Raw genomic sequence first — 14,304 nt, 5'->3', positions numbered from 1 at the left:
GAATTTTCTGTTGTATGGGTTGTTGTTCGGTCATTTTAGAAGGGCGGTTTGATAAAGTCGGTGTGGAAACATAACTAAAAACTTCTGGTACAGTAAGTGACTTGATAAGAGTGAATTATCGAAAAAGTTTACATCTACTATCCAATTTAACAGAATTGCTATATCTAGTTTTCATATAAAATATGTTACAACAAACATTTGCTATTCCGGCACTGCTAATCTTTTTGCTATCTATTCCATTGATTACTGAAATTATACCACCCAATTACGGCTATGGAATTCGTACTCCTAAAACTTTGTCAGATTCACGAATCTGGTATCGTGCTAATAAATTTGCTGGTCGGGTTTTGATGTTTGCCAGTGGATTTTATCTAACAGTAGTTGTACTGACAATTCATCTTCCTTCAATAAATCAGAACTTTGGAATTTGGTTATTGCATTTTTGTAGTTTCATGATTCCTTTATCGTTAGGTTTTTTATTAATCCGAAGATACATTAATAGTTTATGATCAGGATTCAGGGTTGAAAATTCTTGATTTCAAAGTGCCATGAAAAAATTTGATACTTCTATTTCATCACCTCAAATTATGAAATTACTCCCAAAGTGTTTGTTAGGTTTAATACTGATTCCCTCTGGAATATTATTTAATCCTAGTACCATTAATGCCTCACAGGTAGGGAATCAGTGGTATTTTGGTTCATGGAATTGTAATATTGATGGTCGTAACTCCAAAATGGACTGGCTTGTAGTTGATGATCCTCAAACTAAATGTGATGGTGATGTCTGTAGCACTACGTCAGGTGTTAAGGTTGTGGGACGGTTCAGTGATAATGGTAGTGCATGGGTGTCACTGGCAAAACGTTCTGCAAATTCAACATCTCTCTCAATTCGTTATTTAGGTCAAGAACAAGACAACTGGTTTTTAAAATATAATGCTAAATCGGGTCAGACTATCGGTTGGACAACTTGGAGAGGCAAACGTTATCCTTTATCTTGTATAAAGAAACAACGTTAGAATTGTGTATACGTAATTTAGTAGCACAATTACAGCCTTTTATTTTCACTTTGGGCAAAGCTATGATAATTTTCTTGGGCGAAATTATTTGTTGATATCTGTAGCCTTGGTTTCTGCCATTAGCCAATTCAGGTAATCCTCATTTCCTGTTTCAATTGGTAAAGCCACCACACAAGGTATTTCATAAGAGTGTTTTGATTTCACCTTTTCCGTTAGTTCTGCAAATAAATCACGGTGGGATTTCATAATTAGAATCGCTTCTTTTTCTACTTGTAATTCACCTTGCCACCAATAAATACTATCCATGCCGTCAATTATGTTGGCACAGGCAGCAAGACGGTCTTCTACTACGGCTCTACCTACGCTAAGAGCTTCAGCACGGTCTTTACAAGTGACGTAAACCAAAATAAATTCCATGTTTTGACTTTATTATATCTGTTTGAGATAGTAATTGATAATTTTATTGGGGGAAATATTGGTAGAGCGATACCTGCGGTCAGCGAAGCGATCGCATCATTTAGTTTCCCTCAAGAACGGGGTGCAATGGAGCAAACTAGTCCACTAAATCTCCTAAATCTCTAAAGGCACACCTATTTCCCTTTAACCGAACAGTATTGTGACGGTATTGGTTATTTATTGAGTTAGGTCGAGGGGAAGTATTATCTCCCCCGAAAAAAATCGCTCTCCGGCTAGAAATAGAGATATTCTTTTGCCTTCTGAAGACGATATAGAATGCGCTCATAGGAACTTGCTAAAACTTTAGCAGCAGTAATTGATATGTGATCGCTACCAAAATCATCATGCGCTTTTTTCCGCCAATAGTGCATTCTGGCTTTCGCTACAGGCATCATTTCGTTGATAGTCGCAAGTTTACCTAATCCCAACCTTTCGCTGCAAGAAGTACCACTTTCTCCTGTCACTTCTAACATTTGCGTTACCTCATTTTCGTCAAAGTCTAATTTTTTATCATAATAATTTCGTAGAACTCGCAATTCAGCAAAGCCATGCTCTTGAGCTTCTAATTTTTCAAATAAACCAACAACATTGTTAACTACTTGTTGTTGTGTAACTTGGAGATTTTGTTGGTATCGGAAACTAGTAACTTTGATTTCCTGCAAGACTTTACTGAGTTTGATTAAGTAGGATCTATGACCAAAATGCGAGAGTATAAGGTTACGCAATTGGGGAATACCACTGCGTTCGAGCAGTTCAGCAGTGAGTTGTGTTTGATTATTGACCCCAGAACGAATCAGAGTATAGGCAAGCCAAATGCCGTATTGCCCCAAACGCTTGAATAATTCCTGACGTTGGCTAGGTGGGATTGGTACATCTGGATATTCACGATCGCAAAAGCGTCGGACATCTTTAATCAGCTTATGCATCCGTTCTTCTGGAAGCAATTGAGCTAACCGAGTCAGAATTTCCCACTCGTCCTTGGTAAGGGTTTGCGCCCCAAAAGCTAAAAACCCACAGGTAGGATAAATCGTATAAAGTATGTTTCGTATTTGCGGATGTGATGATAGCCGTTGACAAATCCGATTTCCAGCCTCCATCGGTTCAGAAGCATTGGGATCAGACCAGTAGCTATCAACTTTGGTGAGTACACCAATGGCATTAATAGGTGTTACATGACCGACTGTTGGACCCTGAAATATCTCTACAGTTTGCTTATCTTCGGTAGCTAAACTATGACTAAATAAGTACAGTACCGCATCAGCACCTTGAGCTTCTGACTTGGTAATATCAGTGAGTTCCTGACCGTGTAATTGCAAGAACTGAAGGGTATTTTCTGAGTCATCCTTGTAATAGGACAACAAACCAGGAGTATCAATCAAATTGAAACTTTCTAGGATTGGACTTGGGTATATAACCTCTATATACTTGATGCTCAAGAGATAATCGCGGTGAGTGTCAGCACGGAGAGTTAAATCTGCTAGTTCTGTAAATGGTTTAGGTTCAGGTGAGCGACCATTTTTAAAGTGTACTAGCAGAGATGGGCGATCGCCATACCGCAAAAAGTTGACATTAAAAGTAGCTTCTACATTACCTGTTGCAACTACTTCCTCACCCAATAAGGCATTCATCATTGTAGATTTACCTGCCTTAATTAGACCAACTATCGCCACCCGCATTGGTTGATGTAATTGCTGCTGACATCGTTGTAGTAAGTGGTGAAAATCCTCTAATCCTGGTTGATTATTAGTGTCAGAAAGGGCAGATTTAAATAATTCATCTACCCTTTGTTGCATAGTTCCCTCAATCATCTGCCCAACTTCCCTTTTCCCCACCTACCGTAGTTACTGGTTGTGCTACCTCAGTTTTTTGTTTAGTATCTGACACTGTACCCATCGTTACTGTAACTTGAGCTAATTGCTGAATATTTTTTTGCAGTTGATTAATTTGGGGCAATATAACTTGCAGTTCCTGAGTACGTTGTTGAACTTGGGCTTGAGAACGTTGACGCGCTTCTTGTAGTGAGCGCAGAGTGCGATCGCAATTATTTTTTTCTCGCTTAATCTGGTTGCGTAATTCTTCTCGTATTGACTGTTCTAAATCTACGATCGCATCATCTAGCACTTTTCTACAAAGCATTTGACTCTGTTTAATATAAGGCAAAATAAATTTAGAAACTTCCCGTCTGTCTTTATCTTTAATTTGCGATACAGACTGATCAAAGCCTAATTTTGCCCCTGCCAAACCTGCTAAAGAACCTCCAAGAGTTTGACCTATAACCATTCCAGGACCAGCCCCAACGCCGCCAAATAAAGTCCCAATAGCTGCACCTGCAATTCCTCCAAGAAATTGACCAATCATTGCTCCAGGAGTAGCTGTAAACCCTATGTTGCGAACTATAACTACAGATTTTTCAAACAAACCAGTTCGTTTGTTTTTCCCATTGGGGAGACTAATAGCTGCTTTCTCCCACTCTAAATCATCTATCTGCAATGGGTTAAGATTAAGTTTACTAGCAGATTCGATATTTGTGTATAGTTCTGCGGTTTCTTGAGTCAGCAATTTTCCTAAATTAGACATTAACCCATTAATATCTCCCTCCAGTAAACTAGCAATCTCTGTGGGATTCTTTAAAAGCCGATTATCGTCTAGATATTCATTGGCTTTATGATGCACTTTATCAAAACCAATATCAAATTGATGAATTGATTGTTTACGGATATCTTGCAGCCCATAACTCAGTTGAGTCAACCAATCAGCGTTGTTTTCTTGCAGAGATGCTAATCGTTCTTTAGTCGCTTGCAGTTGGCGTTCTGATTTTTCTAATTCCTGTTTACTTTGTTGTTGATATGTTTCCCACTCAACTTGAATTGGTGCTTTTATCTCATTTACCGCCCGTCCCAATTCAGTTAATGCCTTAATCAGCAATATTTTTCCCCGTTGTTGACTGATTAAGCCCCACAGTTCATTTTCTAGCTGTTGAAAGTTACTATCTTCCAAATCTTCTGTTTCTTGAGATTTGAGGTAATCTAATTTCAGACTACTGGAAACAGGAATAATCGAAATTTCGCTATCAGGACGTTTGAGTAATTGAGCCAGTTTTTCTTGATTGCTGGCGATAATATTTTCATAGTTTCCTACTGCATCAATTTTTGTGACTACAAAAATCAAATTCTGACAATAAGGAACGATTCTTTCAGTGATAAAATCTAATTCTTTAGCAGATAAAGGTGCTAGTGCATCACTAACAAAAATAATGGCATCTGCATTAGGAATAAACGCATAAGTAACAGCCGTATGTTCTACATTGAGACTCCCCACACCAGGAGTATCCACCAACACTAAACCTTCTTTTAGTTGGGGATTGGGAGATTGCAGAATCAACATTTTAGCTTGGTGGAAATTACCTTTGTTATGCTGTTCAGTTACATAATTAGGAATTTCTGCTCGTTGAATTTCCTGAGATTGTTCTTTTCCTGATTCCCCTAAAACTACAGTGATTTTTTCGGTTTCACCATAGGTAATGCTTGAGACTAGGTTAGTTGTAATATCAACATCTACTGGAAACAGTTCTGGTTCGTTTAGCAAGGCATTCATGAGGCTGGATTTGCCTTGTTTGAATTCACCACAAACAACTACAAACAGTTTCTCCTCAATCAGACGCTTTTCTACTTCTTCTAGGCTTTGCTTGATCTCAATATTTTTTTGACCTTCGGCTAAGGTTTTAGCTGGTTTAAAAAGCTGTAGAACCTTTTGTTTTTGTTGTTGATAGTTAGCCATAAATTATGATGTATTTTGTGAATAATTAAGGGCTGCTTAAAAGTATGTTTGTCAAGTCCTAAAGTAGACTATAAACCCCTCTCTAAACCTCTCCCCGTTTTTGGGGAGAGGCTTTGAAACTCCTACTTGTAAGCAAGGAAAGAGAGTTAGATTTCTCTTGCTTTGATGTTAATAAAAATACTGTTCAAATAACCTCTAAAAAGCGATCGCAGAATTTTGTACCCAGGACGCGATAATATGGCTCTAATGGCGGTTCCATCAATGTACGTAAAAGTACACTAAACCGAGTTGTCCACTCATCTGAAAAGTTTGCATCAGACGCTAGGGTTTTAAACATTTCATCATACATAGCCAGTAATTCGCTACGTTTTTCTTTGTATTCACCCAATGTCATTTGTGCCACGGCTGGATGAGGAAAAATACCAATTTGACCTTGCCATTGTAGTTCTGGTGCAGGATTGCGAAAGCGCAAATTGACATATTCCACAGGCACTTGGTTAGCCCAATTCACGGTAATTGTGGCAAAAGGAGGAAAGACGGTAGTTTGACCTTTTGTAGCTGTAGGAGCAAAGCCAAAACAGGGTAGAATTGCATAAACTTTGCCTTCTTTCCGTAGGGGAATTGGTAAGCCGATACCTGCTTCTAGAGGGATGACTTGACGAAATAAAGGAGTTTGGCGAATAGATTGCAATAATTGTTCAGTTTTACTAAGAGTTTCTCTTGATTTCTGAGCTAGTGGTGTTTTCATAAATTACCTTAAATGTGTCAATTTTCTGCATCAGATGTTGATATTGTTGTTGTAAATCTACAAGTTTTTTATGCAGTCACCACATCACCAGTAGTGGAAATCATGTAGGAATTACTATCAGCCCAAGCATCTAAAAATTGGTCTGCTGGTATTCTTGACCCTTGACCATCAGGTGTGCCTGGATCATTGAGAATTACGGTAGGATTATTTGGATCGCTGTTATCAATGCCAATTACTTGAACAGCATGATTGACACCTTGACCTGGCATTCCATTCAATTCCGATAAATAATCATCCTCATCAACCCCTTGATACCAGATTTCATCAGCGTCTATTGCTACTATGACTTTCTGACCTCCTTGTAGTTTGTTGCTTAAATCTTCTAGTGTGCATCCATATTCTTTATCTACATCTACACCGTTTGCTTCTAGCAAATTGCCCATACAATCTAGGGGAGTACCACCACCAGGAGTGTACCAACCATTATCAATAGCTTGTTGACGTAGTTCATCCTCTGAGAAATCTACTCCTGTAACTGAGTCTAAAATAAATTCTTGGGAAGCGATCGCGCAAGTATCAGGATAAGCTTGTTGATGCCAGTGTTCCATATCATCATCTGGAACACCGCACATTTCGGAATTTATATCACTTGGGAATTCGCAAAAATCATCATCTTTATTAATATCTTCAACTGGCAATATTTCATCAGGTATACCATCACCATCAAGGTCAGATGAAATTATCCAATTGTCAGGTTGTCCGTCACCGTCGGTGTCAATACCTTGAGGATCAATATCAACCAAATTTGCATCAAATTGCTGGGAATAATCAACATCCTCAGCGTTTAAACCAAAGTTGCTTGAATCTAAGGGAAAATCTCCAGCTTGCATCTATGTTCTCCTTATATATAAATTGCTTAGTTTTTTCTTTGACATTAGACTGAACATTCGCGCTAAATTCATTAGCAACAATCTTTAAAACCATTCAGGTGTTTGTTTTTGATTATCTTCTCCCATAGATTTTGATTGATTTTCATTATTATTTAAAGTTTTATTATCTTTGGTGTCAATTGCTTTTAATTCAAAACCTTCTAATTTCCGAGAGATGTATTGCTGTTGTTCCTTTATGCCAATTTTACTTGTAGAAGTAGATACTAAATTCAACATATCATCGACAATATCTGTTAGATCATCTAGTGATATATCAATAGTGGCTTTCATTAGAAAATTTCTAATTTCTTTTGAATCTATATCTGCTATATCTGCTAATTCATTGATATCTTGATTAAAATTTGATTCATCGTAATCTAATTGCTTGAATTCACTTTCCAGAAACTCCTTCGCTGGATTCAAAGACTTTGAAATTAAACTATTCCACAAACTTTCCAATCCATATTTAAACTTAGCGGTTGGTACTTTTTGAATAGCTTCTGAGCTATAATGTCCGTATTTTTCTAAAAAAGCATACGTTATTATCCTCCTAATAATTAGTTCTTTATGCTCATAGTCTCTTTGTCTATCATCTACCCATGAATTGCCTTTTCCTCTAGGAAAATTTGAATTAGAGTACTGTGGTATATTGTTCGTACTTTGAGATGTATATTGATTAGATTCAGAGTATTCTGGAACTTCTTCCGGTAGAATTTTTGGTGGATTTCTTGTTTCTTTTGTTTGCTGATGTGGTTTATCAATACGTCTTTCTAAATCAAGTCCATCTCTACTAGTATCTAGTCTTAGCACAGTGGCATTTAAAAATGGACTGTTTTCTGCTTCTCTAGATGTTGATAAACTAAGACATACAGATATAGGTTGGTCAGAAATCTCAATCTTTTGGATAACGGTATTCCATACATCTGATTTATATTCTTCTGACCAAACTCTAATTCTTTTCTGGTCTATATTTAGGTGTAATTTAGCATCATCAGTTGTTGGAAAACTAAATTTTACATCTTCTTCACTAGTAGGAATGGGCTGTCTACTTTCTGGTTGATAGGGTTTTACATCCCAACGTTGTTCAACATATTTTTGGTATAAAAGTTGAAATTGTTCCAGATTCAGGTCACTATAAGCTGGTAACGTTGGAAATTCTCCGCTTTCATCTCTTTCGGCTACATAACCAATAAAGGCATATAGAGGTCTACCGCGAAAATCTGTCGTGATATCTTTCGTTTCATGTGAAGTACCATTAGGGAATAGTTCTCTCACCATACAAGTAGTTGCAATTACATAGTAATTCCTATTAGTAAATAACGACCAGCGTGGATTACCTGAGAGCTTTTCTGGTATTTGCGTGGTAGCGAGAATATAGTTTTCTGCCCATGTACGAGCTTGTACATCGAAGTATTCAGGCATTGCAATTAAGCGGAAATCTACTTCGTAGGTACGACCATAGATTAGGGCAGACCATTTTAGGGAAGAATTAGACACTTACTTTCATCTCCTGATTTCCTAAAAACATCGAAACATTATCTAGTTCTTTAGCAACTAGTTGCATCTTTTTAGATATATCCTGTATTTCGGCTTCTTTTTTCGCTAACTCAGTTTCTTTATTGTTTAAAGAACTCTGTTTACTATTAATCTCCCCCTGTTTGAAGAAACTATTCCATTTACCTTGTTGTGTTTTAAGGTCATCTGCAACCCTAGTTTTTTGCTCTTGGATGTTATTATAACTAGATTTGACTGTGCTAACATCCTTTGTTAACTGTGAGTAAATGGCAAATACTAGTGGTAAATGCACATTAACTGGATCTATTTCTCCAAGAATTTTCTTATCTTCTATGCGTATATCTTTGCCTAAGCTTACTGGGCAAATCATTGTCAACCAACCAGAATTTTCTATAAATAGAGGGTTAAACAATTCCTGAATATCTCTAGTAATTGCTTCTTTATTACGTTTACCGAAGATTAAATCAAACTTAGTAATAACAATAGCTATAGGTACTGGTTGCCCATCATTTTTTTCTTCATTGATAGCTTGTTTGATTTCTGTGAGAATTAAGTTTATTCTATTTATTGCTAATTTGTTACTGCCTGCAACTTTTAATTTAACTCTATTATTAACATCGCCGTTTGCATTAACAATCTCTTCTTGTAAATATTCAGCAGGAACGCATAAAAATAAACAATCGGATTGCCTAGATTTTTGCCTTAAAAACGTAGCGTCGGCTTGTGAGCTATCACCTGCTAATGCACCACCACGATAGTCAATCCATTCAAAATCTATGAGAGGTTTAGCTCCATGGTTAAAGCTAAAACCATAGGTATAAATAGGTGATTCATTTGATTGGGGTTGTGTTGGTAGGGGGAGAATGTTTTCTCCAATTAATGCCTCCCACTGATCCATTAACCTAAGATCCTGATCTGGATCTGTAGCAGTGAGAGTAAATCCCTTTAGCCCCATACTCATAAACGCATACATCCCTAGCATATAGCAAGTTTTTCCTGATGCATTATTGCCAAGCATAGTAATTTTCATTCTTTTTTCTCCTTTGGATAATTTAAACAAATGGTAATCTGAAGCTAGTAACTAAAACCAATTGAAAGTTTCCTGTCGTTGTTGATTCTGTCCAATAAAATTGGGCAGATGGTATTTTATCTTAGTATTTTCACATACTGATGCATAGTCCTTCAAAGTGAGCTTTTCTTCAATCATAGGAAGATTTTCTAGATATTTAGCTAAAGCAATCACTGGTTCTTTGATATGTTCAAATACTTGGTAAATTTCCACTGCTTTAGCAAGCTCTGCTTCCGCATTTTTGTCATCAGTAGTATTTCCATTCCATGAATCTACGAGCCATTTAATACCTCCGCTTACTCCTTCATTCTTTTTCTTGAATTCTTCGTATCTATCGTAGTGATATTTAAGCAGATGTTCTGCTAACATTGCTTGATAAATTACTGAGGAACGCAGGGCAAAAAGCAGTGGCAATGGAACATTAATAAATTGATGACTACAGGCAACGGGAATAAATGAAGCTGAAATCCATTGACTGGCATTTATCACACTGATTAAGCCTTGAAAAGGATTAAATATATCTTGTTGAAATTCGACTAATTTATCTATTTTTGTGAGGACAATTGCTAAAGAAATTGGACGTTCAATATTTTTCACTGCCTCAGTAACTAAATAGGTCATTCGGCGAATTTCATTCATAGCTTTTAACTTGTTTTTAGCCATCAATGCATCGCAATCACAAAACATCATAATCCCATCGGCTTTTTTGAGTTCATCAACTAATATTTCTGACTGTTTATCATCACTCATGCTACGAATAGCTGAACCTCGATAATCTGACCAAGAGAAAGGAAATATCTCTTTATCTTGATAATGAAGATAAAAATCATATTCATTTCGGTTAGATGTTGCATCAGGATACCGACCAGATGAAATCTGATTAGCTAATTCTAAAAGTCGATTACCATCTGCTGTATCATTAGCCTTCAAGGAGAAACCATCTATTTTCTGTTGCATAATCCCATATAGGGATGCCATATAGGTTGTCTTTCCTACACCACTATTGCCAAGCATTACAACTTTCATTATTTTCTCCTAAGAGGATGTTTTAAAACCAGTTGTCTGGCTTTTTTTGACTATCTTGATTTTCATCATCTAACTCATCATTGGAATTATCCGTAGGTTTAAAACCAATATTTTGATTTTGCGTTTGATTATTGCGCTGTGAATTACTACTTGGATATTGTGTTTGATTGTTGTCTATATCTGTATTTGTAGAACTAGTTAAACTCTCCAATAATTCCCCAGATTTACTAACAATTACTCCACCTACTCCTTTATTGGTCAGCATTCCTACTGCTATATATCCAATTCCACCACATAAAATTATTCCTGGTATACCACCAGCAATCACAACACCAGGTATCGGAATAAATCTACCTACAATTCCGCCTACCAAACTACCTATAAACTCCTCTATAGATACGATTGATTTATCAGAATTATCATTTGATGATTCATCAACTACATAAGTGTTTGGTGTAGTTGGTGGTAATGGTTCGTTTAACGGAGAACGAGTAGATTCTGTTGGCTTTGCAACTGTTTTTACTGGTACAGGAATTCGTGTCACTGTCGCTACGTTGTTAGCAGTAGCATTTAAAAATGGACTATTTACTGCCTCTCTTTGGGATGACAAACCAAGACATACTGATATACTATGCTGGGGAGATTGCACAATACTATTTATCACTGTTGTCCACAGCGTTTCTTTTTCTGTCTCTGGAAAAAGTAGACGGTAATCTTGACTTGAATTTATGTTAAAACTACTATCTATACTGTCACTAGTATTACTTGAAAGTAAAGACCCAGTGTTTATACTTTCATCTTCACTAGTAAAAATGGGCTGTCTACTTTCTAGTTGATAGGGTTTTACATCCCAACGTTGTTCAACATATTTTTGGTATAAAAGTTGAAATTGTTCCAGATTCAGGTCACTATAAGCTGGTAACGTTGGAAATTCTCCGCTTTCATCTCTTTCGGCTACATAACCAATAAAGGCATATAGAGGTCTACCGCGAAAATCTGTCGTGATATCTTTCGTTTCATGTGAAGTACCATTAGGGAATAGTTCTCTCACCATACAAGTAGTTGCAATTACATAGTAATTCCTATTAGTAAATAACGACCAGCGTGGATTACCTGAGAGCTTTTCTGGTATTTGCGTGGTAGCGAGAATATAGTTTTCTGCCCATGTACGAGCTTGTACATCGAAGTATTCAGGCATTGCAATTAAGCGAAAATCTACTTCGTATGTGCGACCGTAGACAAGTGCTGACCACTTAGACATAAATTTTGACTCCTCTGCAAAATAATAAATTAAGACAGTTACTAAAACCAATCATTCGTGTTTTTGTTTTTGCTATCGTTTTTTGTTGAGAACCAACCAAAAGTGTCTTCAGAAGAATTGCATGGATAATTAGGGGATGTTTCTACATTAGGTTTTACTTCTGGTTGTTTTTTTTCCTCTTCTTTAATTGACTCTGACTTTGTATTTAAATTGTTTCCATAAATTGCTGCTCCCTGGCAAACAGCTAACTCTGGTTCATCTATCAACAAAGGTGGATATCTTAACCTTTTTTCTATCGCATCTTGCACATAGGTAATACGACAACTACCACCTACCAACAACACTTGACTGATATCCTGCCAATCTATGCCAATGCTTTTTATTAACTTGTCACAAACTTCTATAGTTTGGTCAATTGCTGGAGCAATCATTTGATTAAAAGCTGTGCGAGTGAGTTGATAATTTTCTCCCCCTATGGGAATGTAAATAGTTGCCTCTTGCGCCTCGCTCAACTGATGCTTGATATCAATACACAACTTAGATATAGTTGCCCTTGTCTGCCATGCGTCTTTATTATTTAATTGTTGACGTAAACTTTCACTACAACGATTTTTAATATCTTGATAAATCAGCCTATCAAAGTTTGTCCCACCAGAATCCTCTAGTCCCATTGGTGTGGAAAGGATTCGATACCCCTCTGCTGTATATTTAATTAAGACGGCATCAAAAGTTCCTCCACCGAGGTCATAAACGAGTATATTTTCTCCATCTTGCAGTTTATTTTGATTATGATGGCTGTAGTAAATGGCTGCTGCTATAGGTTCTTCTAAAAGCCTTACAGAACTAAATCCTGCGACTTCTGCTGCTTTCTCCATTAAACTGCGTTTGTACTGTTGATATGTAGCAGGGACAGTAATAACAACATTTTCAATTGCTCCTTTTCCCAATGCCGCCACAATTTTCTCAGCTTCGATTTTGAGCTTTTGCAGCACAGCGGAGATCAAATCCTGGGGGAATAAGGAATTCTCCCCTATCTGGTATGGTTCATTCATTCCCAGATCACGTTTAAATTCCCGTTGATACCGACGGATATCTAGCATACGATTGTTTTCAGCCGCTTGACCTACAAGTACCTCTCCCCCTTCTGTTAAATAGATACTAGAGGGAAAAGAGTAGCCATGTTTCAAGGGTTCTTTTATCAATCTTGTTGTACCATCTAGCATGAGTGCCGCACTTGTATTACAAGTGCCAAAATCAATACCTAAAATCATACAGTTTTCTCAGGACTAGGAATATTTAATAAATCATCTAATTACAATAAACGCGCTGCCATTTTTTAATTCCTTAAATACTTCTGTAATAATTCCTGACCTTGTTCCCCCACTTCCTCAATCTTCTGCTGAATAAGTTGCATGGCAATTGGTGAAGGCTGCGATCTCCCATTTTCCCAACGGTTAACAGTGCCATAAGTCACACCTAGATAAGCACCAAACTGTTCTTGGGTAAGTCCAGTCAACAGGCGAAATTCCCGAATTAGCCCCCCCATTTCGGTTTTTTTGACCAGCAATGGTCTTTTTAACATCTGGTTCATTGCCTGATGTAACGAGTAATATATCTTTTGACATAATAAGTACATTCTAAAAAAAAGGCAATAGCAAAAACAGCTAAATTCAGGAAAATTTACTGATTTTTTGTTTTCCCTCATTTTTGATTTGTATAAAGTCGAAATATTCACTAAGTAAATACATTGTCATCTGCCAAAAGTTAGATATTGATAAATAATTCTTGAGGGAAAATTAGCTATGCAATATTAAATAAATGCCTACAGCGATTTCTACGGAGCGATAGCGAAGCGCTGCTGCAAGCAGTTCACCAACAACTTTCCAGAAGCCGAGATTATTGGGAGAAATTAAATATTGAACTAGCGATTGATTAGGAATACCATTAACCGCCAAACTGGTTCCCAAAAAAGCATACAGACGCATACAGGGGGACATTGCAGCAGCAGTTAAACCCACGTCCCCACCCCAAGCAGTAGCTAACAAAAAGTCAGTGTAGCGTCGGGTGGCAAATCCTGGTTCTAGGGGGTAAATGAGCAATCGAACAGAAAGTTACGCTAAGGCTGTAACCTATACTGGATAGGTATTCTGTCAATCAATGTTTTTGGGAATTCTCAACGTACCAATTTACCTAAAGATTATTTGGTACAACAATTTCATACGGCACAGCAGTGGTTTGAGGCTTCTAAATTTCAGAGCCTTCAATTGGTACAGGTTTCTCGTAGGTAAAGAGGATGTTGAAAACAGGTCATCAAGTCCTTAGCGTAAGTTTCGGAATGGATGCTCATTTCACCCCTTCTAGATCACGCAAATTAACCCCCCACTGAGTAGCATAGCCTTCATGCAGATTGAGTTCTTCCATGACTCCACCAGCTAAATTATGAAATGTAGTGAATCCTTGCCAGTCTGGTGCTTTAGCGGCGGCAATACTGTAAGCACGGGCAAAAG

At 37.3% G+C, this 14,304-nt stretch carries 14 protein-coding genes and 1 pseudogene; 3 read left to right on the top strand and 12 right to left on the bottom strand.

What is annotated here, in order from left to right:
• Positions 1-182: 182 nt before the first annotated feature.
• Entirely contained in the window at positions 183-509 is a 327-nt protein-coding gene (locus FJR05_RS10995) for an SdpI family protein (RefSeq protein ID WP_168644123.1), read from the top strand.
• Between the two features lie 78 nt (positions 510-587).
• Positions 588-1,016: a DUF6006 family protein gene (locus FJR05_RS10990; RefSeq protein ID WP_168644122.1), complete on the top strand. Its 429-nt coding sequence runs from the start codon at positions 588-590 to the stop codon at positions 1,014-1,016.
• Positions 1,017-1,100: 84 nt separating this feature from the next.
• Here the strand turns inward: FJR05_RS10990 and cutA are convergent, their stop codons facing one another.
• Entirely contained in the window at positions 1,101-1,433 is a 333-nt protein-coding gene (gene cutA, locus FJR05_RS10985; RefSeq protein ID WP_168644121.1) for a divalent-cation tolerance protein CutA, read from the bottom strand.
• Between the two features lie 3 nt (positions 1,434-1,436).
• Here cutA and FJR05_RS10980 point away from each other — a divergent pair, with 3 nt between their 5' ends.
• A complete protein-coding gene (locus FJR05_RS10980) occupies positions 1,437-1,598 on the top strand; it encodes a hypothetical protein (protein WP_168644120.1) in 162 nt (53 codons plus the stop codon).
• Between the two features lie 107 nt (positions 1,599-1,705).
• Here the strand turns inward: FJR05_RS10980 and FJR05_RS10975 are convergent, their stop codons facing one another.
• The 11 genes and pseudogenes from FJR05_RS10975 to FJR05_RS10925 form a co-directional block, all read right to left on the bottom strand.
• Positions 1,706-3,280, bottom strand: coding sequence for a dynamin family protein (locus FJR05_RS10975; protein ID WP_168644119.1), 1,575 nt, complete (start codon positions 3,278-3,280; stop codon positions 1,706-1,708).
• Positions 3,273-5,249, bottom strand: coding sequence for a dynamin family protein (locus FJR05_RS10970; protein ID WP_168644118.1), 1,977 nt, complete (start codon positions 5,247-5,249; stop codon positions 3,273-3,275). The genes FJR05_RS10975 and FJR05_RS10970 overlap by 8 nt, the downstream gene beginning before the upstream one ends.
• 184 nt (positions 5,250-5,433) lie before the next feature.
• Positions 5,434-5,997: a hypothetical protein gene (locus tag FJR05_RS10965; protein ID WP_168644117.1), complete on the bottom strand. Its 564-nt coding sequence runs from the start codon at positions 5,995-5,997 to the stop codon at positions 5,434-5,436.
• A 68-nt stretch (positions 5,998-6,065) separates the two neighbouring features.
• Complete coding sequence (locus FJR05_RS10960) at positions 6,066-6,887, bottom strand: hypothetical protein (protein ID WP_168644116.1); 822 nt, start codon at positions 6,885-6,887, stop codon at positions 6,066-6,068.
• A gap of 84 nt (positions 6,888-6,971) precedes the next feature.
• Positions 6,972-8,423 carry a hypothetical protein gene (locus FJR05_RS10955; RefSeq protein WP_168644115.1) on the bottom strand — a complete coding sequence of 484 codons (1,452 nt, stop codon included), beginning with the start codon at positions 8,421-8,423 and terminating at the stop codon, positions 6,972-6,974.
• Positions 8,416-9,471 (bottom strand): hypothetical protein, encoded by a 1,056-nt coding sequence (locus FJR05_RS10950; protein ID WP_168644114.1) that lies wholly within the window; start codon positions 9,469-9,471, stop codon positions 8,416-8,418. Before FJR05_RS10950 ends, FJR05_RS10955 begins: the two co-directional genes overlap by 8 nt.
• Before the next feature lie 51 nt (positions 9,472-9,522).
• Positions 9,523-10,536: a hypothetical protein gene (locus tag FJR05_RS10945; protein ID WP_015081677.1), complete on the bottom strand. Its 1,014-nt coding sequence runs from the start codon at positions 10,534-10,536 to the stop codon at positions 9,523-9,525.
• A 22-nt stretch (positions 10,537-10,558) separates the two neighbouring features.
• A complete protein-coding gene (locus tag FJR05_RS10940) occupies positions 10,559-11,797 on the bottom strand; it encodes a hypothetical protein (protein WP_168644113.1) in 1,239 nt (412 codons plus the stop codon).
• 41 nt (positions 11,798-11,838) lie between these two features.
• Positions 11,839-13,068 (bottom strand): Hsp70 family protein, encoded by a 1,230-nt coding sequence (locus tag FJR05_RS10935; RefSeq protein WP_015081679.1) that lies wholly within the window; start codon positions 13,066-13,068, stop codon positions 11,839-11,841.
• Positions 13,069-13,133: 65 nt separating this feature from the next.
• A complete protein-coding gene (locus FJR05_RS10930; protein WP_015081680.1) occupies positions 13,134-13,379 on the bottom strand; it encodes a DNA-binding transcriptional regulator in 246 nt (81 codons plus the stop codon).
• Between the two features lie 348 nt (positions 13,380-13,727).
• Positions 13,728-13,878, bottom strand: a pseudogene (locus FJR05_RS10925) (TenA family protein); the annotation flags it as partial.
• Positions 13,879-14,304: the final 426 nt, after the last annotated feature.

Source organism: Dolichospermum sp. UHCC 0259 (genome assembly GCF_009711935.1).
Classification (GTDB): Bacteria; Cyanobacteriota; Cyanobacteriia; order Cyanobacteriales; family Nostocaceae; genus Dolichospermum.
Note: the sequence above shows the minus strand (reverse complement) of the source record. Positions and strands in the feature narration are given on the sequence as shown.

Coding starts and splice junctions, on each gene's coding strand:
- FJR05_RS10995 (WP_168644123.1), top strand. CDS start 183: ATGTTACAACAAACATTTGCTATTCCGGCACTGCTAATCTTTTTGCTA.
- FJR05_RS10990 (WP_168644122.1), top strand. CDS start 588: ATGAAATTACTCCCAAAGTGTTTGTTAGGTTTAATACTGATTCCCTCT.
- cutA (WP_168644121.1), bottom strand. CDS start 1,433: ATGGAATTTATTTTGGTTTACGTCACTTGTAAAGACCGTGCTGAAGCT.
- FJR05_RS10975 (WP_168644119.1), bottom strand. CDS start 3,280: ATGATTGAGGGAACTATGCAACAAAGGGTAGATGAATTATTTAAATCT.
- FJR05_RS10970 (WP_168644118.1), bottom strand. CDS start 5,249: ATGGCTAACTATCAACAACAAAAACAAAAGGTTCTACAGCTTTTTAAA.
- FJR05_RS10965 (WP_168644117.1), bottom strand. CDS start 5,997: ATGAAAACACCACTAGCTCAGAAATCAAGAGAAACTCTTAGTAAAACT.
- FJR05_RS10960 (WP_168644116.1), bottom strand. CDS start 6,887: ATGCAAGCTGGAGATTTTCCCTTAGATTCAAGCAACTTTGGTTTAAAC.
- FJR05_RS10950 (WP_168644114.1), bottom strand. CDS start 9,471: ATGAAAATTACTATGCTTGGCAATAATGCATCAGGAAAAACTTGCTAT.
- FJR05_RS10945 (WP_015081677.1), bottom strand. CDS start 10,536: ATGAAAGTTGTAATGCTTGGCAATAGTGGTGTAGGAAAGACAACCTAT.
- FJR05_RS10940 (WP_168644113.1), bottom strand. CDS start 11,797: ATGTCTAAGTGGTCAGCACTTGTCTACGGTCGCACATACGAAGTAGAT.
- FJR05_RS10935 (WP_015081679.1), bottom strand. CDS start 13,068: ATGATTTTAGGTATTGATTTTGGCACTTGTAATACAAGTGCGGCACTC.
- FJR05_RS10930 (WP_015081680.1), bottom strand. CDS start 13,379: ATGTTAAAAAGACCATTGCTGGTCAAAAAAACCGAAATGGGGGGGCTA.